At 63.4% G+C, this 22,357-nt stretch carries 23 protein-coding genes; 14 read left to right on the plus strand and 9 right to left on the minus strand.

Translation table 11 applies throughout. From position 1 onward, the window contains the following. Positions 1 to 357: 357 nt before the first annotated feature. The 11 genes from trbB to HQ843_RS26225 are packed head-to-tail and all read left to right on the plus strand — an operon-like array spanning position 358 to position 10,042. Positions 358 to 1,341, plus strand: a complete 984-nt coding sequence (trbB, locus tag HQ843_RS26175) for a P-type conjugative transfer ATPase TrbB (protein ID WP_180900466.1) — start codon at positions 358 to 360, stop codon at positions 1,339 to 1,341. Further along, positions 1,338 to 1,670, plus strand: coding sequence for a TrbC/VirB2 family protein (locus HQ843_RS26180; RefSeq protein ID WP_180900465.1), 333 nt, complete (start codon positions 1,338 to 1,340; stop codon positions 1,668 to 1,670). Before trbB ends, HQ843_RS26180 begins: the two co-directional genes overlap by 4 nt. After that, complete coding sequence (locus HQ843_RS26185; RefSeq protein ID WP_180900464.1) at positions 1,670 to 1,951, plus strand: VirB3 family type IV secretion system protein; 282 nt, start codon at positions 1,670 to 1,672, stop codon at positions 1,949 to 1,951. The genes HQ843_RS26180 and HQ843_RS26185 overlap by 1 nt, the downstream gene beginning before the upstream one ends. 10 nt (positions 1,952 to 1,961) lie before the next feature. Continuing rightward, positions 1,962 to 4,400: a conjugal transfer protein TrbE gene (trbE, locus tag HQ843_RS26190; protein ID WP_180900463.1), complete on the plus strand. Its 2,439-nt coding sequence runs from the start codon at positions 1,962 to 1,964 to the stop codon at positions 4,398 to 4,400. After that, positions 4,397 to 5,161, plus strand: coding sequence for a P-type conjugative transfer protein TrbJ (trbJ, locus tag HQ843_RS26195; RefSeq protein ID WP_180900462.1), 765 nt, complete (start codon positions 4,397 to 4,399; stop codon positions 5,159 to 5,161). The genes trbE and trbJ overlap by 4 nt, the downstream gene beginning before the upstream one ends. 9 nt (positions 5,162 to 5,170) lie before the next feature. Beyond that, entirely contained in the window at positions 5,171 to 5,485 is a 315-nt protein-coding gene (gene trbK-alt, locus HQ843_RS26200; RefSeq protein WP_180900461.1) for a putative entry exclusion protein TrbK-alt, read from the plus strand. 4 nt (positions 5,486 to 5,489) lie between these two features. After that, entirely contained in the window at positions 5,490 to 6,842 is a 1,353-nt protein-coding gene (gene trbL / locus HQ843_RS26205; protein WP_180900460.1) for a P-type conjugative transfer protein TrbL, read from the plus strand. Further along, positions 6,842 to 7,525 carry a conjugal transfer protein TrbF gene (gene trbF, locus HQ843_RS26210; protein ID WP_180900459.1) on the plus strand — a complete coding sequence of 228 codons (684 nt, stop codon included), beginning with the start codon at positions 6,842 to 6,844 and terminating at the stop codon, positions 7,523 to 7,525. Before trbL ends, trbF begins: the two co-directional genes overlap by 1 nt. Further along, positions 7,522 to 8,571 (plus strand): P-type conjugative transfer protein TrbG, encoded by a 1,050-nt coding sequence (trbG, locus tag HQ843_RS26215; protein WP_180900458.1) that lies wholly within the window; start codon positions 7,522 to 7,524, stop codon positions 8,569 to 8,571. Before trbF ends, trbG begins: the two co-directional genes overlap by 4 nt. Continuing rightward, on the plus strand, positions 8,568 to 9,800 hold the full coding sequence (locus HQ843_RS26220; protein ID WP_180900457.1) for a TrbI/VirB10 family protein: 1,233 nt from the start codon (positions 8,568 to 8,570) through the stop codon (positions 9,798 to 9,800). The genes trbG and HQ843_RS26220 overlap by 4 nt, the downstream gene beginning before the upstream one ends. 2 nt (positions 9,801 to 9,802) lie before the next feature. Beyond that, entirely contained in the window at positions 9,803 to 10,042 is a 240-nt protein-coding gene (locus HQ843_RS26225) for a DUF2274 domain-containing protein (RefSeq protein WP_180900456.1), read from the plus strand. Positions 10,043 to 10,123: 81 nt separating this feature from the next. Here the strand turns inward: HQ843_RS26225 and HQ843_RS26230 are convergent, their stop codons facing one another. Next, positions 10,124 to 10,711, minus strand: coding sequence for a TetR/AcrR family transcriptional regulator C-terminal domain-containing protein (locus tag HQ843_RS26230; protein WP_180900455.1), 588 nt, complete (start codon positions 10,709 to 10,711; stop codon positions 10,124 to 10,126). Between the two features lie 67 nt (positions 10,712 to 10,778). Between HQ843_RS26230 and HQ843_RS26235 the strand changes: the two genes are divergently transcribed. From HQ843_RS26235 to HQ843_RS26245, 3 genes are all read left to right on the plus strand, one after another. Then, positions 10,779 to 12,050 carry an FAD-dependent oxidoreductase gene (locus HQ843_RS26235; RefSeq protein ID WP_180900454.1) on the plus strand — a complete coding sequence of 424 codons (1,272 nt, stop codon included), beginning with the start codon at positions 10,779 to 10,781 and terminating at the stop codon, positions 12,048 to 12,050. Positions 12,051 to 12,106: 56 nt separating this feature from the next. Then, positions 12,107 to 13,036 (plus strand): LysR family transcriptional regulator, encoded by a 930-nt coding sequence (locus HQ843_RS26240; protein WP_180900453.1) that lies wholly within the window; start codon positions 12,107 to 12,109, stop codon positions 13,034 to 13,036. 226 nt (positions 13,037 to 13,262) lie between these two features. Continuing rightward, the gene (locus HQ843_RS26245; protein ID WP_180900452.1) at positions 13,263 to 13,547 is read left to right on the plus strand and encodes a helix-turn-helix transcriptional regulator; all 285 of its coding nucleotides are present in this window, start codon (positions 13,263 to 13,265) and stop codon (positions 13,545 to 13,547) included. Here HQ843_RS26245 and HQ843_RS26250 read toward each other — a convergent pair. The 8 genes from HQ843_RS26250 to HQ843_RS26285 all read right to left on the minus strand — a co-directional run bounded on the left by HQ843_RS26250 (position 13,513) and on the right by HQ843_RS26285 (position 22,210). Further along, positions 13,513 to 14,769, minus strand: a complete 1,257-nt coding sequence (locus HQ843_RS26250; RefSeq protein WP_180900451.1) for a tyrosine-type recombinase/integrase — start codon at positions 14,767 to 14,769, stop codon at positions 13,513 to 13,515. The two genes, HQ843_RS26245 and HQ843_RS26250, sit on opposite strands and share 35 nt — an antisense overlap. A gap of 294 nt (positions 14,770 to 15,063) precedes the next feature. After that, a complete protein-coding gene (guaA, locus tag HQ843_RS26255) occupies positions 15,064 to 16,626 on the minus strand; it encodes a glutamine-hydrolyzing GMP synthase (RefSeq protein ID WP_180902025.1) in 1,563 nt (520 codons plus the stop codon). A 41-nt stretch (positions 16,627 to 16,667) separates the two neighbouring features. Beyond that, positions 16,668 to 17,300: a 5'-methylthioadenosine/S-adenosylhomocysteine nucleosidase gene (locus HQ843_RS26260; RefSeq protein ID WP_180900450.1), complete on the minus strand. Its 633-nt coding sequence runs from the start codon at positions 17,298 to 17,300 to the stop codon at positions 16,668 to 16,670. Then, positions 17,300 to 17,683, minus strand: a complete 384-nt coding sequence (locus HQ843_RS26265) for a PaaI family thioesterase (protein ID WP_371822146.1) — start codon at positions 17,681 to 17,683, stop codon at positions 17,300 to 17,302. Before HQ843_RS26265 ends, HQ843_RS26260 begins: the two co-directional genes overlap by 1 nt. A gap of 353 nt (positions 17,684 to 18,036) precedes the next feature. Then, positions 18,037 to 18,495, minus strand: coding sequence for a TspO/MBR family protein (locus tag HQ843_RS26270; protein WP_180900448.1), 459 nt, complete (start codon positions 18,493 to 18,495; stop codon positions 18,037 to 18,039). A gap of 19 nt (positions 18,496 to 18,514) precedes the next feature. Next, positions 18,515 to 19,609 (minus strand): DUF1513 domain-containing protein, encoded by a 1,095-nt coding sequence (locus HQ843_RS26275; RefSeq protein WP_180900447.1) that lies wholly within the window; start codon positions 19,607 to 19,609, stop codon positions 18,515 to 18,517. A 1-nt stretch (position 19,610) separates the two neighbouring features. Further along, positions 19,611 to 20,684 carry an imelysin family protein gene (locus tag HQ843_RS26280; RefSeq protein ID WP_180900446.1) on the minus strand — a complete coding sequence of 358 codons (1,074 nt, stop codon included), beginning with the start codon at positions 20,682 to 20,684 and terminating at the stop codon, positions 19,611 to 19,613. Next, positions 20,681 to 22,210 (minus strand): di-heme oxidoreductase family protein, encoded by a 1,530-nt coding sequence (locus tag HQ843_RS26285; protein WP_246710228.1) that lies wholly within the window; start codon positions 22,208 to 22,210, stop codon positions 20,681 to 20,683. The genes HQ843_RS26280 and HQ843_RS26285 overlap by 4 nt, the downstream gene beginning before the upstream one ends. Positions 22,211 to 22,357: the final 147 nt, after the last annotated feature.

Raw genomic sequence — 22,357 nt, forward strand, 5'->3', positions numbered from 1 at the left:
ACGTGCCTGGTCCGGCAGCTTCGTGACCATGTTCCGCAAGGCGCTCAGCAGCTCGCCAGACCGTTATATGGCGGAGCGTCATTCGAGGCGGTTTCGAGGATGTGAAGCCTGAAGACGACAGCGGGGGATTTGCAGACCAGCCCCCGTCGATTGCGACAACGCCAGAACCAGCAAGAGTTCGCGCGATAGTAAGCGAATTTGGCTACTCAAGTATTGTTCAATCCCGCCGATCGCCTGTCTTTGTACGCCACAGTACGACAAGAAAAACAACTTGTTGCCGAGGATCGATTTCCGGTTCTCTTAATCATCCCCGAGCCAGGGACGGCCTGACGCGGTCCCGCAAAGAACGGGGACGACGTGGCCGCTTCTTCCGAGAAACCTGAGGCAATACTTCGTGGGGCCCGCATGCTGCGGACCGCACTCGGCCCCGCCATTGCCGGTTTCCTTGGAGACGTCAGCGTCGTCGAGGTAATGCTCAACCCCGACGGCCGTCTCTGGATTGACCGGCTGTCCGAGGGATTGTCGGACAGCGGCGAGCGGCTGTCGGTGGCCGACGGCGAGCGCATCGTCCGCCTGGTCGCCCACCATGTCGGCGCCGAGGTCCATGCCGGTAATCCGCGCGTCTCAGCCGAGCTACCGGAAACGGGAGAGCGGTTCGAGGGCCTTCTGCCGCCCGTGGTAGCCGCGCCGGCCTTCGCCATCCGTAAGCCCGCCGTCGCCGTTTTCACCCTCGACGACTATGTCGCCGCTGGCATCATGGTCGCCGCCCAGGCCGACGCGCTGCGCACCGCCGTTGCGGAACGCCGCAACATCCTCGTCGCTGGCGGCACCTCGACCGGCAAGACCACGCTCACCAATGCGCTTCTCGCCGAGGTGTCCAAGACCTCGGACCGCGTCGTGCTGATCGAGGATACGCGTGAGCTGCAATGCGCCGCGCCCAACCTCGTCGCCATGCGCACCAAGGACGGCGTCGCGACCTTGTCCGACCTCGTCCGTTCGTCGCTGCGCCTGCGTCCGGATCGCATCCCGATCGGCGAGGTGCGCGGCAGCGAGGCGCTCGACCTTCTCAAGGCCTGGGGAACCGGCCATCCCGGCGGCCTCGGCACCATTCACGCCGGCACGGCCATCGGCGCGCTGCGCCGTCTCGAACAGCTCATCCAGGAAGCCGTCGTTACCGTGCCCCGCGCGCTGATCGCCGAGACCATCGACCTCGTCGCGGTACTGTCCGGCCGCGGCGCGGTGCGCCGCCTGGGTGAACTCGCGCGCATCGATGGGCTCGGCCCCGACGGCGATTACCGCGTCACCCCGATCCAGCACACCGACCATGGAGAACCCTCATGATCCGACACACTTTGCGCATCCGCCGCCATATCGCCACGGCGGCCTCCGCCACCTTCATCATCGTAGCGCTCGCGCCGGCCGCCCACGCCTCCGGATCTTCCATGCCTTGGGAAGCGCCGCTGCAAAGCATCCTCGAAAGCATCGAAGGCCCCGTCGCCAAAATCATCGCGGTGATCATCATCATTGTCACCGGCCTGACGCTCGCCTTCGGCGACACCTCGGGCGGCTTCCGGCGGCTGATCCAGATCGTCTTCGGTCTGTCGATCGCGTTTGCGGCATCGAGCTTCTTCCTGTCCTTCTTCTCGTTCGGCGGCGGGGCGCTGGTCTGATGGTCGGGGGCTCGGACCATGGCGGCGAAGTGCCGGGTTTCTCCGTTCCCGTGCATCAGGCGCTGACCGAACACATCCTGCTCGGCGGCGCGCCGCGCTCGATCGCCATCCTCAACGGCACGCTTGCGGCAGCGCTCGGCCTTGGCTTGCGCCTTTGGCTGGTCGGGATTGCGCTGTGGGCCATGGGCCATTTCGCCGCCGTCTGGGCCGCCAAGCGCGATCCGCAGTTCATTGACGTCGGACGCCGGCATATGCGCATCCCCGCCTATCTCGCGGTGTGAGGACCTCGCCATGATGAACCTCGCCGAATATCGCAATCGCAACACCCGACTCGCCGATTTCCTCCCGTGGGTCGCGCTCGTCGGTGATGGCGTGGTGTTGAACAAGGACGGCAGCTTCCAGCGCACCGCACGGTTTCGCGGTCCCGATCTCGACAGCGCCGTGCCCGCCGAGGTAGTCGCGGTCGCGGGTCGACTCAACAACGCCTTCCGCCGCCTCGGCTCAGGCTGGGCGATCTTCGTCGAGGCGCAGCGCCATGAGGCGGCGATCTATCCTGACAGCCGCTTTCCCGATCCGGCGTCGGCATTGGTCGATGCCGAGCGCAAAGCCGGTTTCGAGGAGGCCGGAGCGCATTTCGAGTCCAGTTATTTCCTGACCTTCCTCTATCTGCCGCCGGCCGAAGATGCCGCCCGCGCCGAAAGCTGGCTCTACGAGGGCCGCGAGCGTGGCGGCGCCGATGCCCATGAAGCGCTGCGCGGCTTTGCCGATCGCACCAATCGCATCCTGCAACTCGTCGACGCCTTCATGCCGGAATGCGCATGGCTCGATGACGCCGAGACGCTGACCTATTTGCACTCCACGGTCTCGACCAAACGGCACCGCGTCCGTGTACCCGAGACGCCGATCTATCTTGATGCGCTGGTCGCCGACCAGCCGCTCACCGGCGGACTGGAACCACGCCTAGGCGACACGCATTTCCGCATCCTCACCATCGTCGGCTTCCCGACCGCGACGACGCCCGGCATCCTCGACGAACTCAACGGGCTCGCCTTTCCCTATCGCTGGTCCACACGCGCCGTCCTGCTCGACAAGACCGACGCGACCAGACTGCTCACCAGAATTCGACGGCAATGGTTCGCCAAGCGCAAGTCGATTGCCGCCATCCTGAAGGAGGTGATGACCAACGAGGCGTCGGTGCTGGTCGATACCGACGCCGCCAACAAAGCGGCCGACGCCGATCTCGCATTGCAGGAGCTCGGCGCCGACTATGCCGGTCAGGCCTACGTCACCGCCACCGTTACCGTCTGGGACGCTGATCCCCGTATTGCCGCCGAGAAGCTGCGGCTGGTCGAGAAGGTGATCCAGGGCCGCGACTTCACGGCCATGCCCGAGACCATCAACGCCGTCGACGCCTGGCTCGGCAGTCTGCCGGGCCATGTCTATGCCAATGTCCGGCAGCCGCCGCTGTCGACGCTCAATCTCGCCCACATGATCCCGCTCTCGGCGGTGTGGGCGGGACCGGAACGGGACGAGCATTTCGCAGCACCCCCACTGCTGTTCGGCAAGACCGATGGCTCGACTCCGTTCCGGCTTTCCATCCATGTCGGCGACGTCGGCCATACGCTGGTCGTCGGGCCGACCGGCGCCGGCAAATCGGTGCTTCTGGCGCTGATGGCGTTGCAGTTCCGGCGCTACGATCGCGCCCAGGTCTTCGCCTTCGATTTCGGCGGTTCGATCCGCGCCGCGGCGCTCGCCATGGGTGGCGATTGGCACGATCTTGGTGGCGGTCTGAGCGAGGGCGCTGACGACAGCGTATCGCTTCAGCCGCTCGCCCGGATCGACGATGGTGCCGAGCGTGCTTGGGCCGCCGACTGGATTTCCGCCATCCTCAGCCGCGAGAGCGTCGCGATCACGCCGGAGGTCAAGGAGCATATCTGGACGGCGCTAACCTCGCTGGCCTCGGCACCGCCCGCCGAGCGCACCCTGACCGGTATGTCCGTGCTGCTCCAGTCCAATGATCTCAAACAGGCGCTGCGGCCCTATTGCGTCGGCGGCCCCTATGGCCGGCTCCTCGACGCCGAAGCGGAGCATCTCGGCGAAGCCACCGTCCAGGCCTTCGAGACCGAGGGGCTGATCGGTACAGGGGCCGCGGCCGCCGTGCTAGCCTATCTCTTCCACCGGATTGAGGACCGCCTCGACGGCCGCGCTACCCTCATCATCATCGACGAGGGCTGGCTCGCGCTCGACGACGAAGGCTTCGCCGGCCGGCTCCGCGAATGGCTGAAAACGCTGCGCAAGAAGAACGCCTCGGTCCTCTTCGCCACCCAATCGCTGTCCGACATCGACGGCTCGGCCATCGCTCCCGCCATCATCGAGAGCTGTCAGACCCGTATCCTGCTCCCCAACGAGCGGGCCATCGAGCCGCAGATTACCGCCATCTACCGGCGGTTCGGCCTCAACGACCGGCAGATCGAGATCCTCGCCCGCGCCATGCCGAAGCGCGATTATTACTGCCAGTCGCGCCGAGGCAACCGGCTGTTCGAGTTGGGCCTGTCCGACGTGGCGCTGGCGCTCTGCGCCGCGTCGTCGAAGTCCGACCAGACCGCCATCGCCCAAACTGTCGCCGAGTATGGCCGCGACGGGTTCCTCGCCGGCTGGCTCGGCCGCCACGACCTCGGCTGGGCGGTCGATCTCATTCCGGGCCTTAATATTAAGGAGACGTCATCATGAATCCGCGCCGCTCGCGCGCGGCACGCCTCGCTGCCGCGCTGTTCACCGCCTCTACCGTCACGCTACCGCTGCTGTCCGCTCCGGCGCATGCGCAGTGGATCGTCTACGATCCCACCAACTACGCCCAGAACCTGCTTTCGGCGACCCGCGCGCTTCAGCAGATCAACAACCAGATCACCTCGCTCCAGAATGAGGCGACGATGTTGATCAATCAGGCCCGCAATCTCGCAAGTCTACCATATTCGTCCCTTCAGCAGCTTCAGCAGTCGGTGCAACGCACCCAGCAGCTTCTCGGCGAGGCCCAAGGCATCGCCTACAATGTCCAGAACATCGATCAGGCGTTCCGCACCACCTACGGCAACGCGTCGATGGCGGCCTCCGACCAGCAGCTCGTCGCCGACGCACGCGAGCGCTGGCAGAACACGGTCGGCGGCCTTCAGGACGCCATGCGCGTGCAGGCCGGTGTCGTCGGCAACATCGACACCAACCGCGCGCAGATGTCGGCGCTGGTCGGACAGAGCCAGGGCGCGACGGGCGCCTTGCAGGTGTCCCAAGCCGGAAACCAGCTTCTCGCGCTTCAGGCGCAGCAACTCGCCGATCTGACCGCCGTGGTGTCCGCCAATGGCCGCGCGCAGGCACTCTCCGAAGCGGAGCGCGCCGCCGCCGCCGAGCAGGGCCGCGAACAGCGCCGGCGCTTCCTGACGCCCGGCAGCGGCTATCAGCCAGGCAACGCCCGGATGTTCCCCGGCAACGGCAACTGAGGGTCGGCCATGGACGGGAAGATGCTCGCACGCCTGGCCGCCATCGTTTTCGTTGCCATCGCCATCACCGCGACGGCGATCGAGATGAGCCGCAAGGAGGAGCCGGCCGAGCCCTGGGCATCCAGCGCTCCGGCGTCGCTGCAATCCGATCCGCTCCGCGACGAACTGCTGCGCTGCCAGGCGCTCGGCGAAGCCGGTCCCCGCGATCCATCCTGCCGCCGCGCATGGGCGGAGAATCGTCGGCGCTTCCTGGCGCCGGGTTCGCGTCCTGCCGAGCGCCTCCCTCAGGCGCCCACGGCGCCCCAGCCGGTAGAGGCGCAATAGGCACATGGGGAACACCGGCGTCATCGACCATTTCCTCGAGGTCTTCACCCGCTACATCGACGGGGGCTTCGGGCTGCTCGGCGGCGAAGTCGCCTTCATTGCCACCACGCTGATCGTCATCGACGTGACGCTGGCGGCGCTATTCTGGTCCTGGGGCGGCGATGATGACATCATCGCCCGGCTGGTGAAGAAGACGCTGTTCGTGGGCGTCTTCGCTTACATCATCGGCAACTGGAACAATCTCGCCCGTATCGTCTTCGAAAGCTTCGCAGGCCTCGGCCTCAAGGCGAGTGGCACGGGATTCACAACGGCCGACCTCCTGCGCCCCGGCAAGGTGGCGCAGACCGGGTTGGATGCTGGCCGTCCGCTGCTCGACTCGATCTCGAACATGATGGGCTATTGGTCCTTCTTCGAGAACTTCATCCAGATCACCTGCATGTTGTTCGCCTGGGCGCTGGTGCTGCTCGCCTTCTTCGTCCTCGCCATCCAGCTCTTCGTCACCCTGATCGAGTTCAAGCTGACGACGCTCGCCGGCTTCGTGCTAATCCCCTTCGGCCTGTTCGGCAAATCGGCCTTCATGGCCGAGCGTGTGCTTGGCAATGTCATCTCGTCTGGCATCAAGGTGCTGGTCCTCGCCGTCATCATCGGCATCGGCTCGACGCTCTTTTCGGAATTCACCGCCGGCTTCGGTGGCGCGACGCCCTCGATCGACGAGGCCATGGCCATTGTCCTCGCCGCGCTGTCGCTGCTCGGCCTTGGCATCTTCGGCCCCGGCATAGCATCGGGCATCGTCTCCGGTGGCCCGCAGCTCAGCGCCGGCGCGGCGGTGGGAACCGGCCTTGCGGCCGGCGGCATGGTCGCGCTTGGCGCTGGCGCCGTGGGCGCGGCCGCGACGGGAGGAGCGTCGCTGGTCGGAGGGGCCGCCGCCGCCGCCCGTGGCGGCGCGGCGCTCGCTGGTGGCGCTTCGACTGCCTACAGTCTCGGCGCGGCCGGCCAGTCTGGGGCCGCGGGCGTCGCATCCGGTCTCGGCGGCGTCGCGCGCGCCGGGGGAAGCGCGGCGATCTCGCCCCTGCGCCGTGCCGCATCGCGCGCCGCCGACAGCATGCGTTCGAGCTTCAATGCCGGCGGGCATGCCGCGCTCGAAGCCACGGGCGGCTCATCGACCGGCGGAACGATCGGCGGTGACGCCGCCGAGGCCGCGCCTTCTTCCAAGGCCGATGGTCCTCCCGCCTGGGCCCAACGCATGCGCCGCAGTCAGAAAATGACCCATGCCGTTCAGGCGACGGCGCACGCCGTCCGCTCCGGCGACGCGCATGGCGGCGGCTCCTCCGTCAACCTCTCCGAAAGCGACCGCTAATGTTCAAGCGACCCTCCACCCACTATGGCAAGAGCCCCGAACCCGAGACCCCTTACCAGCGTGCGAGCCAAGTCTGGGATGAGCGCATCGGATCGGCGCGCGTCCAGGCGCGCAACTGGCGACTCATGGCCTTCGGCTCGCTTTTCCTCTCGGCAGGCTTTGCCGCTGCGCTTGTCTGGCAGTCGGCGCGGGGAACCGTCGTGCCCTGGGTGGTGCAGACCGACCGGCTCGGACAGGCACAGGCGGTCGCGCCAGCCGTGGCCGATTATCGCCCGACCGATCCGCAAATCGCCTTCCACCTGGCCCGCTTCATCGAGGAGGTGCGCTCGATTCCGGCCGACGTCATCATCGTCCGCCAGAACTGGCTGCGGGCCTACGACTTCACGACCGATCATGGCGCCGCCGCCCTCAATGACTATGCGCGCGCCAATGACCCCTTCACCAAGGTCGGCCGCCAGCAAATCTCCGTCGAGGTCTCCAGCGTCATCCGCGCGTCCCCCGACAGCTTCCGCGTTGCCTGGATCGAGCGCCGCTACGAGAACGGCCAGCTTGCGACGACCGAGCGATGGACCGCCATCCTGACGATCGTGATCCAGACGCCGCGCAACGCCGACACGCTGCGGAAGAACCCGCTCGGAATCTACGTCAACGCCATCAACTGGTCACGGGAGCTTGGGCAATGAAGCCGTATTTCCGTAAAGCCGGAATGCCGGCTTCACACATCCAAACATATCCGCATACGAGAATCGGTATGCTGACGGTCATTCTTCTCGCCACGACGGCGCTCGCCGGATGCGCGACCACGCAAAAGCCGCCGGAGATATCCTACGACAACGCCGCTCCGGCCGTGCAGACGGTCGATCCCCCGGCGCCCGTCACTGTCGTGGAATTGCCGCGGCCGCTTCCGCTTCCCGGCCAGATGAAGCCGGTCGAGCGCTCCCGGCAGACACCGGAACCCGCCGATCCCGCGGCACGGGTGAACCAGGCTAACGCTGCTGCGCGCGTGCAGCCCGTCCGAGCCGGTTTCATTAACTCGATGCAGGTCTACCCGTTCACCCAGGGCGCGCTCTATCAAGTCTATACCGCCGTCGCTCAGATCACCGACATCGCTCTCCAGCCCGGTGAGCAGCTCGTCGGCTCCGGTCCGGTCGCCGCCGGCGACACCGTCCGCTGGATTATCGGCGACACACTGAGCGGCTCGGGCGCGACGCAACAGGTCCATATCCTGGTCAAACCGACCCGACCGGATCTGATGACAAATCTCATCATCAACACCAACTTGCGCACTTACCATATGGAGTTGCGCTCGACCGAGCGCACCTATATGGCCTCTGTCTCCTGGCAGTACCCGCAGGATCAACTCATCGCGCTGCGCCGGCAGAACGCGCAGGCCGAGGCGACGCGGCCCGTCGCCACCGGCGTCGATCTGACCAACGTCAACTTCCGCTACACGATCGAAGGCGACCGGGCGCCCTGGCGCCCGTTGCGCGCCTTCGATGACGGACGCCAGGTCTTTATCGAATTCCCGCGCGGCATCGGCCAGGGTGAAATGCCGCCGCTTTTCGTCGTCGGTCCCGAAGGCAACACGTCCGAACTCGTCAACTATCGGGTCCGCTCGAACTACATGATCGTCGACCGCCTCTTCGCCGCCGCCGAGTTGCGGTATGGGGCCGGCCGTGAGCAGAAGCGGGTTCGGATCATTCGCACCGACGGGAGGCCGGCGTCGTGAGCGACAACGACACCCGGAAAGAAGAAGAGCCGGAGGACGGCGCTCGGCCCCTGACGGGCGAGCCGACAAGTCCTGCGGCAATGCGGCTGCGCGCTGAGCCGCCGCGCGTGACCCGGCTTTCGCGAAAGGTGCTGGCCGGTCTCGGCCTCATCGTGAGTGTCGGGATCGGCGGCGCGCTGGTCTATGCCCTTCAGACCCGTGACAGCGATCGCCCGGCCGAGGAACTCTACTCGACCGAGAACCGGGCCACGGCCGATGGCATCGCCGGTCTGCCACGCGATTATAGTGGCGTCCCGCAGCTCGGGCCGCCGCTGCCTGGCGATCTCGGACGACCGATCCTCGACGCACAGAATCGCGGACAGCCCATGCCGGCACCGGGCGTCGCAACGCCCAATCCGGCCCTCAGCCCCGAAGAGCAACGCCGCTTGCAGGAACTCGAGGCCGCAAGAACGGCCCGACTGTTTGCATCGACAGAAACACGAACCGCATCGTCAGCGCCCCCTACACCCAATGCGGCCGCTACGAATGTGCCTGTCACGCAGGATCTCACGAGCCTCGGCCTTGCGCCGCAGCCCGCCACACCGACCGCGCAAGACCGGCAGAACGCCTTTCTAAATGCCGCCGTCGATCGGCGCACAGTGTCGCCCGACCGGGTGGTGGCCCCGGCGTCCCGTTATGTGCTGCAGGCTGGCGCGGTCATATCGGCAGCGTTGATCACCGGTATACGTTCCGATCTTCCCGGCCAGGTCACCGCGCAGGTCACAGAGAATATTTACGATAGCCCGACCGGCCGCATCCTGCTCGTGCCGCAAGGCACCCGCGTCATTGGTCAATACGACAACAACGTCCAGTTTGGGCAAAACCGGGTACTGCTGGTCTGGAATCGCCTGATCTTTCCGAACGGTCGCTCGATCGTGCTGGAGCGCCAACCGGGCGCCGATGCGGAAGGCCACGCCGGTCTCCAAGACGGCACCGATTACCATTGGTGGGATCTGGCCAAGGCGGCAGGCCTCTCGACATTGCTCAGTGTCGGCGCAGAGCTTGCCACCAGCAACGATGACCGCTTGATGCAAGCGATCCGCAATGGCGGTCAGGACACGATCAACGATGCCGGCCAGCAGATCGTCCGTCGCCAGCTCAACATTGCCCCGACGCTCACGATTAGACCAGGCTTCCCCGTCAGGGTGATCGTCACCCGAGATCTCGTCCTCGAACCCTATGGAGGTTAACCATGGCGGCCTTAAAGCTCGGCCCTCTAAGTGACGACAAGCCCGTGAAGGTCACTGTGGAATTGCCCGCAAATGTCTACAGGAGCCTTGTCAGCTACGCCGAAATCCACGGACGGGAAACAGGCGAGCCAGTTACTGAACCAGCTCGACTTATCGCGCCGATGATTGCGCGCTTCATCGCCACCGATCGCGGCTATAACAAAGCTCGGCGTATGCGAGACGGACATTCTCCTCCAAGCTAACGCGACGTCTTGGCTCTTGATAGTCGTAAACGCGCAACGACCAGGTCACCGGCAACCGGAACCAGAATTTAAACTCATCCTCTATGATCTCCTTGATTGACTCTCCAATCGTACAGCGAGGCCCTCAATGATCAGCTTCAGCCCTTCTTCGAATGCGGCTTGGTGATCTATCTGCGGAAAATCGATCAGATCGTCCGTCGTTGCGGCGAGATTGGCTTCCGCTTGTTCCTCTAACACGCTCCCGACGGTGAAGCGGCTGGACGCGAGCATCGCTGTCTGGGCATCCCGCTCTGACAAGCCGGACGCCACCAGGAAGGCCATCTTGTGCGTGATCCGGTCGATATCTGCAGTGCCGGGGCGAGTGCCTGCGTGCAGCTTCGCGCCGTCACGGCGCATCAGCAGAGTCTGCCGGAAACTGCGTGTGTTGTTGAGGAACCAATCACGCCAGTCATCGGACGGTGTTGGAAGCGGAGCGGTCGCGTGCGGCGCCATCGCAGTCTCGGCCATGGCAGCGAGCAGATCCTCCTTCTTGCGAAAATGCCAGTAGAGCGACGGTTGTTCGACGCCAAGCCGCTTCGCGAGTTGCCTTGTACTTATGCCATCAAGGCCAACCTCGTCGAGCAGATCCAGCGCCTCAGCAATTACGGCTTCACGATTCAGCTTGGTCATCTTGACAATCTATCGCCGATAGGGAATTTTGTAAATTAGCCTATCACTGATAGATTCGGTTGTTCACATGAAGATTGAAACTGAAAATCGCTCTCTCAAAATTCTCGTTTGCGGCGGCGGGATCGCAGGGCCGGCATTGGCCTATTGGCTAACTCGAAGCGGCCATCAAGTCGTCGTGGTCGAGCGCTTTCCGGCCCTCAGGGCCACGGGGGCACAGGTGGATCTGCGCGGGCAAGGCATAGAAGCCGCCAGACACATGGGTCTGATCGACACCATCCGCAGCACCCTTGTCGATGAGGCTGGCGTCTCGTTCGTCGACTCCCAAGGCCGCGCCAAAGCGACGATCATGGCCAACCGGTCCGGCCGCGGCGCGCAATCCCTCACGTCCGAATATGAAATCATGCGCGGTGACCTTGTGCGCATTCTCTATGAGGCAACCAAGGACAATGTCGAATACGTCTTCGGCCAAAGCTTGGATCGGTTCGAACAGGACGACGAGAAGGTCATCGCTCACTTCTCCGATGGGACATCCGATACGTTTGATCTGCTGGTCGGAGCAGATGGTCAGGGGTCGCGCATCCGAAGGGGCATCCTGCCGCGCGATGCCGGTGATCCCTACCTGCGCATGGGCATTCATATGGCCTATTGGTTCATCCCACGCACGTCTGCCGACGATGGCAATATCCGCAATACCTACCTCGCTCCTGGCGGCCGAATGATCATGCGCAGGAGCCACAACCCGACGGAAACGCAAGTCTACTTCGTGCTCAGAGAAAGCTCCGAGGAAGCATCGGCGATTCATCGGGCACCGCTCGACCAGCAAATAAGCTTCTGGACAAAACGGTTCCGCGACGCCGGGTGGCAAACCGATCGGTTTATCGAGGGCATGATGACTACGCCGAGCTTCTACTCTCAGGAAGTGGTGCAGGTTCGCACCGACACCTGGCACAAGGGCCGCGTCGTTCTGGTGGGCGATGCCGCGCATTGCGCGTCCCCATTCAGCGGGATGGGCGTCTCGGGCAGTCTGGTTGGGGCCTATGTCCTAGCCGGCGAGATCAATCGGAATGCGGAGAATCTCGCGCGCGCCTTTACGCTCTACGACAAGACGCTGCGGCCCTTCGTCAACGAAATCCAGAACGTAAATCCGTGGCTGCTGCGTTTGGGAATGCCCAAGACGAGACTTGGGGTAAGTACGTTTCTTACCGTAACAGCCTTAGCCGCATTACTCCGCATTCCGGACTTAGTCGCCAGATTCGCGCCGGTAGATAGGGATGGCGGATGGCGGCTACCCGACTACACGGAGCTGCATTCGGTCCATCAGAATACGCAATTCGGATAGGGGAGAACTCATAATGCAAGCCGTGATCTCGCCCTCCTCAATTTGCCGCGCTGTCCATGGCAGATTTTGAACTGGATTTCCGACATCTACGATGCGTAATTCTTGTCGCGGAATACGGAAGTTTTCGTCGCGCCGCCGAGTTCACAAACATTCCTCAGTCGACAATTAGTAGGCGCGTTTGCGCCTTGGAGAACAGACTCGGGTTTGCGCTTTTCGATCGAACTCGCAGGGGTGCCGTCCTGACGAACCTCGGAAAGAAGTTCGTCGACGAAGCGCCGCGCGGCGCCGAGCAACTCCGCCAAGTTGTGGATGCCTTACGCCGAAGCCGCGGCGCGGCCGGAGAAACACTGCGGTTGGGTACTGCCTGCTTTTCTGGGGCATCCTTCCTCACCAACGTGCTCCATCACTTTCGCCACGAAATGCCCGGAGCGGAGATCGCCATTGATGAACGGTCCTCGGAAGAAACTATCGCTGCTGTAGTTAGTGGGTCGACTGATGTCGCATTTGTAGCCGGCTCGCCTGATGTTCCTGGCTGCCATACCATGAGGCTATGGACCGAAAGCCTCCTCGTTGCATTGGGATCGCGCCATCCCCGTGCAGCGCGAGATTCGATATCAGTAGAGGAGTTGAAATCCGAAACGTTCATCTTGAATTCTACCGGAGCTGGGTCCGATATTCACGACTTCCTGATTAGGCGGCTTTCTGAGCCAGGCTTTCGGCCGCGAATTATTCGGAACAACGCTGGTTGTGCGAGCGTCCTCAGTCTCATCACTGCCGGCTATGGCATTACGCTTGTTGGAAACGCAGCGCTTGCGATGGTTCATCCTGATTTCACGGTCATTCCCCTTTCGAATCCTGGCGAGACCTTCGACTTCAGCGCGGTGTGGAAGGTTGACAGAAGCAATCCTGCTCTACGCCGCCTGCTTGAAATTTGCGCCCAAATTTCCAATCACACCAACTCTGTCCCAACGACTCCGCGCCGCTGACCGGCACCCGTGTTCTGCCCACGTCAGTGATCTATCTCTCCAGGCTGGCGGCCGACAGATCCGAATCCGACAAGGCGCCTATGCGGATCGTGGATGGCTTGACCTGACGTCCGTCCGATTTGCCCGCCATTGCACGATATTGCCGCACGGCCTGAGTGGAGGGCTTCCAAACCACGCGATCTATCGTCTTCTATCTCCAAGCGAAGACTCGAAGAGGAGATTCAGCATGGCGAGGACCGAAACTACCCAAATCAGGCGAACAATCCGGCGCCACCAGTTACGCGAGATGGTGCCGATGGCTGACAGCACGATTTATGAAATGGAGCAACGTGGCGAGTTCCCCCGTCGGTTCGCACTCTCGCCACGGTGTATCGTATGGGACCTCGCCGAGGTCGAGGCTTGGCTGATGGCAAGGCGGGCTGCGCCGATCCGGCGGGCACAACACCCTGATGTCACCAAGCGGAAAACCCGCCCCGTCAAAGGGCGGGATCAAGCTCCATCAAGGGCATAGCTTGCGGCAAAAGCGTGGGAGCATGCTTCCGCCCGTCGATCCAAGCGTCAACGGTATCCGCCCACTGCTGCATCATATGCCGGCGCTGCACTTCATACTCGGCCTTGTTATAGACGCCGCGCGATGAACGCCCGTCCTCGTGCGCCAGGCACTTTTCGATCCAGTCGCTGTTAAAGCCCAACTCGTTTAACAGGGTCGAGCCCGTTCGCCGCAGATCATGGACCGTGAAAGGTTCCAGCGGCAGCCCCTCCTTTTTGGCCTGTTCGACGACGGCATAGGTAACCCGATTGAAAGTCGCACGCGACATCGGCGCGTCCGCGTCGTACCGGGACGGCAACAGATATCGGGAGTTGCCGGAACAGGTCTTGAGCGCGATCATGATGTCCAACGTCTGTCGGCACAGGTAGACGTTGTGCGGCTTCGACCGCTTCATGCGCTCCTTCGGGATCGTCCAGACGGCGTTGTCGAAATCGATCTCGTCCCACACCGCATCCTGCAACTCACTTTTCCGGACCATGGTGAGGAGGAAAAGTTTCATGCCGAGGCGGATAGTCGGTAGCGTCGCGACATGCTCGAGCTGTTTGAACATGATGCGGATCTCGGCGGGTGAAAGCGCGCGGTCCTTCGGGGTAAAGGTGGCGATCGAGGCCGGACCGACGTCATCAGCCGGGTTGGCGACCTTCTCGCCGTGCAGAATGGCGAAACCGTAGATCTGCTTCAGAATATCTCTCACATGAATGGCGGTCGCAGGCGCACCCCGCTCGACGATCTTGCCGCAATGGGCGCGCAGGTCATCAGGTGTGATCTCTGTCAGAAGTCGGTTCCGCCAGACGGGCATCAGTTCGCGCTCGAAGATGGAGCGCCGCATCGCGCGCGTGCTGTCGGCCATGGTTGCGTTCGTCAGCCACTTCTCGCCGAACTGACCGAAGCTCTTCGCTTCCTTAATCCGGCGCTTTTCCCGCTGCTTCTCAATGGCAGGAGACCGCCCCTCGGCAATTGCGCGCCGTGCGTCGATGCATAGCTCGCGAGCCCTGGCGAGCGATATTCCGTCGCGGGCATATTTGCCGAGATAGACGGTCTCTCGCCTGCCGTTCAGCCGATAGTCGAGCCGGAAAGAGATGGCACCAGACGGCGCGACGCGCACATACATGCCGTCACGATCGGATACCTTGTACATTTTGGCTTTTGGTTTCAAGCACTTGAGTGCTGCATCGGTCAACATTTCGGGTCTCCTCGCGGAAAAGTACCGTCACGCGGTTTTTGGAGGCCGATGGCACAGAAAACGCTTATATTTCAGCGTCTTATGTCAAAAAAAGTACCGTCATGAGCCTCATTGCTCTTGACGGTACTTTCGTTTTTCCGGTTGATCAATGGGGGCGAGGCCCGTCAGCGAGGCCGCCGAACGCCATCTATGCCCACCGATAGATGTCGATAGGCATAGGAGGAATTTATTTTTATTTTCAGTAGGTTACGTCGTATTCTAGCGTGGGTTCGGCGGCGTTCGGATGGGCCTGAATCATTCCCACTCGATCGTGCCCGGCGGCTTTGACGTTACGTCGTAGACCACCCGGTTGATGCCGCGGACTTCGTTGATGATGCGGGTGGCGGCCTTGCCGAGGAAGTTCATGTCGTAGTGGTAGAAGTCCGCCGTCATGCCGTCGACGGAGGTGACGGCGCGCAGAGCGCAGACGAATTCATAGGTGCGGCCGTCGCCCATGACGCCGACGGTCTGGACCGGCAGCAGCACGGCGAAGGCCTGCCAGATGACGTCGTAGAGGCCGTTCTTGCGGATCTCGTCGAGATAGATCGCATCGGCCTCGCGCAGGATGTCGAGCTTTTCCTTCGTCACGCCGCCGGGGCAGCGGATAGCAAGGCCGGGGCCCGGGAACGGGTGACGGCCGATGAAGCTGTCGGGCAGGCCGAGTTCCTTGCCAAGCACGCGGACCTCGTCCTTGAACAGTTCGCGCAGCGGCTCGACCAGTTGCATGTTCATCCGCTCGGGCAGGCCCCCGACATTGTGGTGCGACTTGATCGTCACCGAGGGGCCGCCGGAGAAGGATACGCTTTCGATGACATCCGGATAGAGCGTGCCCTGCCCCAGGAAATCGGCGCCGCCGAGCTTCTTCGCCTCGTCCTCGAAGGTCTCGATGAACAGCCGGCCGATGATCTTGCGCTTGGTTTCGGGATCGGCGACGCCTTCCAGTTCGCCGACGAACCTGTCGACCGCGTCGACATGGATGAGATGCAGATTGTAGTGCTCGCGGAACATCGCGACCACTTCATTGGCTTCGTTCTTGCGCATCAGCCCGTGGTCGACGAGGATGCAGGTGAGCTGGTCGCCGACGGCCTCATGGATCAGAAGTGCTGCAACGGATGAATCGACGCCGCCCGACAGCGCGCAGATAACCTTGCTGTCGCCGACCTGATCGCGGATTTTCTGCACCATCTCGGCGCGGTAGGCCGCCATCGACCAGTCGGACTTCAGCCCGACGATGTTGTGCACGAAATTGGCGAGCAGCCTGCCGCCGTCAGGCGTGTGCACCACTTCCGGATGGAACATCGTGGTGTAGTAGCGCTTGTCCTCGTTGACGCAGATCGCGAACGGCGCGTTGGGCGAGACGCCGATGATCTCGAACCCTTCGGGCGCTTGCGTGACGCGGTCGCCATGGCTCATCCACACCGGATACTTGTTGCCGACCTCCCAGATACCCTCGAACAGCGGCGAGGCCTTCAGGATCTCGACATCGGCCCGGCCGAATTCCGCCGCGTGCCCGCCCTCGACAACGCCGCCGAGCTGAACGCACATGGTCTGCTGGCCGTAGCAGATCGCAAGGATCGGCACGCCGCTGTCGAACACGGCCTGCGGCGCGCGGGGCGAGCCTTCCCGTGTCACGGAATCCGGACCGCCGGAGAAAATCACGCCCTTCGGCTGCAGCCGCTCGAAGCCTTCCTCCGCCTTCTGGAACGGAACGATCTCGCAATAGACGCCGGTCTCGCGCACGCGGCGCGCGATCAGCTGCGTCACCTGACTGCCGAAATCGATGATCAGGACGGAATCGGGATGGGTAATTTCTGGAATCACGGCTGGGCCTTCCTGTCGGTGAAAGCTAAAAACCGGCCTTATAGGGGAATCGCGCCCGTTTCAATGGCGGTTTCCAGACGATCGATGGCACGGCTGAGTTTTTCATCGATTATATGCAGATATTGCGTCCAGTCGCTGACATGCCTCAGTTCCGCCTTGCCATCGGAAATCCCGCGCAAGGCGATCAGCGGCAGGTTGAAGGCTTGGGCTGCGCGCAAAAGCGCGAAGGTTTCCATGTCCACCATATCGGCGTCGATGGCATCATAGGCAGCGCCCGACACGATGTTGCCGCCGGTCGAAAGCCGCGCCTGCGGCAAACCCGGAATGACAAATGGCAGCGCAACTTCGGCCGGCAGTTCAAGAAAGGGGGTGCGTCCCTTGTCGAAGCCGAGCGGCGAGGCATCCATGTCGCGGTAGGAGACCGAGGAGGCCTGGTAGAGTTCCGTCTGCTCCAGCGTGGCGGACCCGGCGGAGCCGAGCGAGACCACGAGGTCGGGCGCGGCATCAGCGTGTTCCAGCATGGCAAGCGTTCTGGACAGTTGCACCGCCGCTTCCACCGGGCCGATGCCGGTCATCAGCGGCGCGATGCGGGCCTTGAGCCGCTCGCCATATTCGGCGGACGCGGCCATCACGAACAGCACGTGTTTGCCGGCGATCCGTTCGACCCGCATCAGCCCGCAAACCCTTCCCGGTCGCGCAGCACCATGCATGTGCCCGACATCGAGGCGATCAGCTTGGCGGGGCCGTCGCCGATGGCATAGCCCCGGCCGTCGGTAACGATGATGTTGCTGCCGGGCTTGGTGACCTCGCCGCGAAACAGGAACCGGCCGCCCCTGCCCGGCGCCATCAGATTGACCTTGAACTCGATGGTGAGCAGCGAGGCGTCGGTATCGATCATGGTGTAGGCGGCATAGGTGCAGGCCGTCTCCAGCCCGGCCGCGATCACCCCTGCATGCAGAATGCCATGCTGCTGGGTGAGTTTCTGGTCGAACGACAGCTCGATCTCGACCACGCCATGGCTGATCCGCGTCAACTCCGCGCCGATCATGTCCATCGCGCCCTGACTTGCGAAACTGTTCACGATCCGGGCGTGAAAATCACCATGTTCGAAATCTGCCAATGCCTTGCCTTATGGATCGGGTGCCCGAACACCCAGGTTTGTCTTTGCCTCGGACCTCGCCGCACGGCCAATCTCCCCCCTTGAGGGGGAGATGCCCGGCAGGGCAGAGAGGGGTGAAATGCCACCCCGAAATTCAGAATTGGCAGAAACGGTTCACCCCTCTCTGTCGCTTTCGCGACATCTCTCCCTCAAGGGGAGAGATTGACCGGAGCTCTCGCCGCCAACGCAAAACCATTTTCGCTCCCCGCAAACCTGCCACGCCTCTGCGCTTCCGACAAGCGGCAACCTCAGTTGAGGTAAATCAGCGCGGCATTGAGCAGCGTCGCGAAGGCGACCCAGAGGGCGTAGGGGACGAACAGGCCTGCCGAGAGGCGATCATGCTGCCGGGTCCGGGCAATGAAGGCGAGGATGGCGAGCAGCAGGACCAGTATGATGATCAGCGCCGGGACCATCATATGCAGGCCGAAGAACACCGGCATCCAGGCGAGATTCAGGACAAGCTGAACGACCCAGAGACCGAAGGTCGCCGGATGGGCCCTGCGGCTGAGGAAGCTGCGGGCGCCGGCCCAGCCGATGAAGACGTAGAGCACCGTCCAGACCGGGCCGAACAGCCAGTCCGGCGGATTGAAGGGCGGCTTGGCGAGCGACGCATACCATTCGCCCGGCATGTTGAGGAAACCGGCCAGAAGGCCGGCGGCGGCGACGCCGACAATGAAGAGCGCGTGAATGGCTTTGCTGTTTTTCATGACCATATAGATAGCGCCGCTAGACCGAATTGCCAGTGAGGCGCACCGCATGCTGATCGAAGGCAGCGTCATGGCGCATGCCGGCAAATATCCCGTCATAGGTGCCAACGGCAAAGCCGTGCGCGGCGGAGGCGATGCCGGCGGCGTTTTCAAGCCTTCGGGTCGAGATCAGCCGGCCGCTCGCCTCCTCCAGCGTCACCACCAGGCCCTTCGGCGAGGTCAGGCCGATCAGCCCGTCGCGCGGGTTGGACGCAATCGCGCCGACATAATTGCCGAGACCGATCGTGACGTCCTCCGGCAGCGGGGTGAACGCAAGCGCCTCGCCTGGCGCGATATGGCCGATCAGCGGCGGCGTCTCGTTGCGCGGCCCCTCGAACTGGCAGGCAAACCAGATACGCCCTTCCGCCCCGATCGCCAGATGCCGGGTCGAAAGCTGGCTGAGGGCTGCGGGAAGCGCGTGTTTTTCGACAAGCGCGCCGGTTCCGGCGTCGATCAGCGCCAGCGACGGCTCCATATGGTCGAGATTGAGCTTGGTGCGGCCGAAATCCGGATGGGTCTCGATCCCGCCATTGGCGGCCACCAGAAACCGGCCGTCCGGCGTCACCGAAAGGTCGTGCGGGCCGATGCCATAGGTCGGATATTCGCCGATCCGGGCGTAATCCTGCCCGGCATCATAAATGCCGATCACGCCACGTCGGCTTTCGAAATCGTTCTCGCTGGCATAAAGCAACCGGCCATCCGGCGAGAACGCGCCATGACCGTAGAAATGCCGGTCGGCGACGGCGGTGATAATCGTCGCGGCGCTCGAGCCCGATGGCGACGTCACCAGAACGAAGGTGCCGGGCCTGCGGGCGAAGGCCGCCACCGCGCCGGTTGTCGGTGAAACGGTGAGACCGTGGATCCGGTCCGGCAGCGCGATCTCGGCGATGAAGCCGCCATCCTCTGCCATCAGCGCCAGCGCGAACCGTCCGTCCGGCGTTCTGATCCCCGTGGCAAAAACCGCATCGGCGCGCGTCAGGGCGAGGGCGGCGGGCGCGGAAAGCCCCGCGAGAAACAGGGAACCGGCGGCCTTCACGAAATTGCGGCGATCGATCAGGGCCGAGCGGGCGGACATGTCAGTCTCCGTCGGCGAAGGAAAAGCCAGCGCCGAGACCGATCGCCCCGCCGTAATTATCGTTCAGCCGGACAATCAGGTCCCGCAGGTTGATGATCATGTAGTCGAGCTTGGCGCGCTGATCCGGATCGTCGAGCACGAATTCGATATCCGGGCTCATGCCATCCGCCACGCCCTCAAGCGCGGAAAACAGGAAGTTGACCGAGGACACGATCGAGCGGACATCCTCGTCCAGCAGGTCTTCCATGCCGGCATCGTTCAAAAGCGCCTGCAGCGCATCAAGATTGGCGGCGATCGAGGGCCAGGTGTTTTGCGAGCGCCAGTAGATCGCGCGGGCGGCGAAGTTCGGCCCGTCCTCGCCCCGGTAGAAATATTCTATGCGCTGGTCGCGCACCGTTTCCGCGCCGTGGACGAGAATGCCGAGCAGCGCGGTCAGCGCCTCGTCATCGGTGCGAAACAGCGGGTTTTCGGGGCCGGGATGTTTCCAGGCATCGGCGACGCCGTCCTCGGCTTCCCAGGCCGCAATCAATTCACCGGCGACACGATCCATGTTCGTGGCGATCGCCTCGCCGTAGCGGCAGCGGTAGGTGTCGGGAGCTTCCAACATGGTCTCGTACCGGGTGCCGAACAGCACGAATTCGAGTGCCAGCAGACCCTGCATCGCCACGCTCTTCTGCGGCAGATAGTCGGGGTCCAGCGCGCTTTCATCCTCTTCGACGATGGCCGCCTGCACCTGTTTCAGGCCGATGCTCTTGCGGTCGGGATAATAGAGGATGCGCTCGAAACGGTGATCCTCCAGCACCGGGCCGGTGCGCACGATCTCGATTGCGGACCAGGCTTCGACGGTATTGTCGAAGGCCGCCGTCGCGGCCTCATAGCTGGTCTCGTCTGGCGACGCGCAAAAGGCTTCGACCGCGCCTGAAAGCGTGGCCGTGGAGGCCGCGAAATTCTGGTAGCCGGGGCGGATAAAGCCATCCACAGCCTGTTCCAGCACGCCGGGAACGGCGTGCTCGTTCATGGCGGCGGCGCTGCCGGCGATCAGGATGACAAACGTGGCGGCAAGGATCTGTTTCACAGCGACTCCAGGAATTTGATCAGCGCGTCCCGGTCTTCCTTCGAGGCGTTGGCGAAATTGTCGCGCGCGGCTTCAGCCTCGCCGCCATGCCAGAGGATCGCCTCGGTGCGGTTGCGGGCGCGGCCATCATGCAGGAAGAAGGAATGATCGTTGACCACCTCTGTCAAGCCATTGCCCCAGAGCGGCGCGGTGCGCCATTCGCGGCCGGTGGCCATCGCCACCGGCTGGCCGTCTGCAAGCCCTTCGCCCATATCGTGAAGCAGGAAATCGGAATAGGGCCAGATCAGCTGGAAGCGATGCGCCGGATTTTCGGCCTCGCGGCTGGTGACGTATTTGGGCGTATGGCAGGCGGTGCAGCCGGCGTCGTAAAACACCTGCTTGCCGCGCAGCACCTCAGGGTCATCGACATCGCGCCGCGCCGGCACGGCGAGGTTTTCGGAATAGAAGGTGATGAGATCCATCACCGGATCGGGCGCCTCGGTATCGCCGAGGCGCGGCTGTACGCCGGTGGGCATTGCCAGGCATGCTGCCTCCGCCTCGGAACAATCGCCGTAAGGGTTCGGCGCATCGGGCGAGGATACGCCGATATCGCCGCTGAGCGCGCCGGTGGACTGATCGCGGATCGTCGCGTTCTGCGCCTTCCAGCCGAAGCGGCCAAGCGTGACCTCGCCCGTCACCGTATCGCTGACGATATTCGGTCGGCCGGAAATGCCGTCGCCATCCGCGTCTTCCGGGTCGGCATTGGCCAGAATATCGGCCGGATGGATCGCCTGCACGAGGCCAAGGCCGATCATCGGGTTCGCGACGCGGGGCGACAGCGTGGTATCCTCCCCCAGCGGCCCATAGGCAAGATCTTCGACACTGTAGGTCGGGTGACGCAGCGACACCACGGCGCCATCGCCGAGCGTCATCTCTTGCTCGGCATAATCGATCTGCATCCGCCCTTCGGCGGAAAGCCCCGGCACCGCCAGATCCTGAAGCTGCCCGCCATAGACCGCGTCGGGAAAGTTGATGGTCTCGTAATTGTCGATGCGCGCCTGCTCCTCCGGCGTGCGCGCGGGGCGGGCAAGGCGCAGGAACATCGATGTCGCGTCGCTGTTGCCTTCGGGCGGATGGCCGCGTCCGTCCTTCAGATGGCAACTCTGGCACGAGCGCGCGTTGAACAACGGCCCGAGCCCGTCGGAGGCCTGGGTCGAGGACGGCGAGGAAACCCAGAACTTTCGAAACAGCGCATTGCCGAGCTTGAAGGTTTCCTCCTCGGCGAAGGTGATGTTGGCGGAAGAATGCGAGAAACTGTCGCGGGTGACATTCGCCGTGCTGGTCGCGGCCCCGCCCTGCATGGTCTCGAAGGCTTCCGGCTTGGAAAAATCGTCCGTCGGCCGCGTGACCTTCTCGACCCGCGCCCTATCCCTGGCATCGAGGTCGGTGCGCTCGGTTGGTGGCGTCCAGTCGCCGGCAAGCGCTGTCGTAAAACACAAACAAGCGGCCACGGCCGCTGTCGAGATCACAAGAATATGCCGTTTCATTTCCGTCATTTCATCACGGTCGTTACGGCCGTCCTTCTTTCCTGGAGCAAGGCCTGCGACCTCCCTTGCTTCAGCCGCGCGTGAAAAGCCTCGGCTATTCCAATCTCCCCCCTTGAGGGGGAGATGCCCCGACAGGGGCAGAGGGGG

It is taken from the genome of Martelella sp. NC20 (genome assembly GCF_013459645.1).
Lineage (GTDB): Bacteria > Pseudomonadota > Alphaproteobacteria > Rhizobiales > Rhizobiaceae > Martelella.

What these genes read in the sequence shown, in the direction of transcription:
- trbL (WP_180900460.1), top strand. Translation starts at nt 5,490, where the DNA reads ATGGGGAACACCGGCGTCATCGACCATTTCCTCGAGGTCTTCACCCGC.
- trbK-alt (WP_180900461.1), top strand. Translation starts at nt 5,171, where the DNA reads ATGGACGGGAAGATGCTCGCACGCCTGGCCGCCATCGTTTTCGTTGCC.
- HQ843_RS26275 (WP_180900447.1), bottom strand. Translation starts at nt 19,609, where the DNA reads ATGTCCGCCCGCTCGGCCCTGATCGATCGCCGCAATTTCGTGAAGGCC.
- HQ843_RS26225 (WP_180900456.1), top strand. Translation starts at nt 9,803, where the DNA reads ATGGCGGCCTTAAAGCTCGGCCCTCTAAGTGACGACAAGCCCGTGAAG.
- HQ843_RS26285 (WP_246710228.1), bottom strand. Translation starts at nt 22,210, where the DNA reads ATGAAACGGCATATTCTTGTGATCTCGACAGCGGCCGTGGCCGCTTGT.
- HQ843_RS26245 (WP_180900452.1), top strand. Translation starts at nt 13,263, where the DNA reads ATGGCGAGGACCGAAACTACCCAAATCAGGCGAACAATCCGGCGCCAC.
- HQ843_RS26180 (WP_180900465.1), top strand. Translation starts at nt 1,338, where the DNA reads ATGATCCGACACACTTTGCGCATCCGCCGCCATATCGCCACGGCGGCC.
- HQ843_RS26185 (WP_180900464.1), top strand. Translation starts at nt 1,670, where the DNA reads ATGGTCGGGGGCTCGGACCATGGCGGCGAAGTGCCGGGTTTCTCCGTT.
- HQ843_RS26240 (WP_180900453.1), top strand. Translation starts at nt 12,107, where the DNA reads ATGGCAGATTTTGAACTGGATTTCCGACATCTACGATGCGTAATTCTT.
- HQ843_RS26235 (WP_180900454.1), top strand. Translation starts at nt 10,779, where the DNA reads ATGAAGATTGAAACTGAAAATCGCTCTCTCAAAATTCTCGTTTGCGGC.
- trbE (WP_180900463.1), top strand. Translation starts at nt 1,962, where the DNA reads ATGATGAACCTCGCCGAATATCGCAATCGCAACACCCGACTCGCCGAT.
- trbF (WP_180900459.1), top strand. Translation starts at nt 6,842, where the DNA reads ATGTTCAAGCGACCCTCCACCCACTATGGCAAGAGCCCCGAACCCGAG.
- trbG (WP_180900458.1), top strand. Translation starts at nt 7,522, where the DNA reads ATGAAGCCGTATTTCCGTAAAGCCGGAATGCCGGCTTCACACATCCAA.
- HQ843_RS26260 (WP_180900450.1), bottom strand. Translation starts at nt 17,300, where the DNA reads ATGCGGGTCGAACGGATCGCCGGCAAACACGTGCTGTTCGTGATGGCC.
- HQ843_RS26250 (WP_180900451.1), bottom strand. Translation starts at nt 14,769, where the DNA reads ATGTTGACCGATGCAGCACTCAAGTGCTTGAAACCAAAAGCCAAAATG.
- HQ843_RS26270 (WP_180900448.1), bottom strand. Translation starts at nt 18,495, where the DNA reads ATGAAAAACAGCAAAGCCATTCACGCGCTCTTCATTGTCGGCGTCGCC.
- HQ843_RS26230 (WP_180900455.1), bottom strand. Translation starts at nt 10,711, where the DNA reads ATGACCAAGCTGAATCGTGAAGCCGTAATTGCTGAGGCGCTGGATCTG.
- trbJ (WP_180900462.1), top strand. Translation starts at nt 4,397, where the DNA reads ATGAATCCGCGCCGCTCGCGCGCGGCACGCCTCGCTGCCGCGCTGTTC.
- HQ843_RS26265 (WP_371822146.1), bottom strand. Translation starts at nt 17,683, where the DNA reads ATGGACATGATCGGCGCGGAGTTGACGCGGATCAGCCATGGCGTGGTC.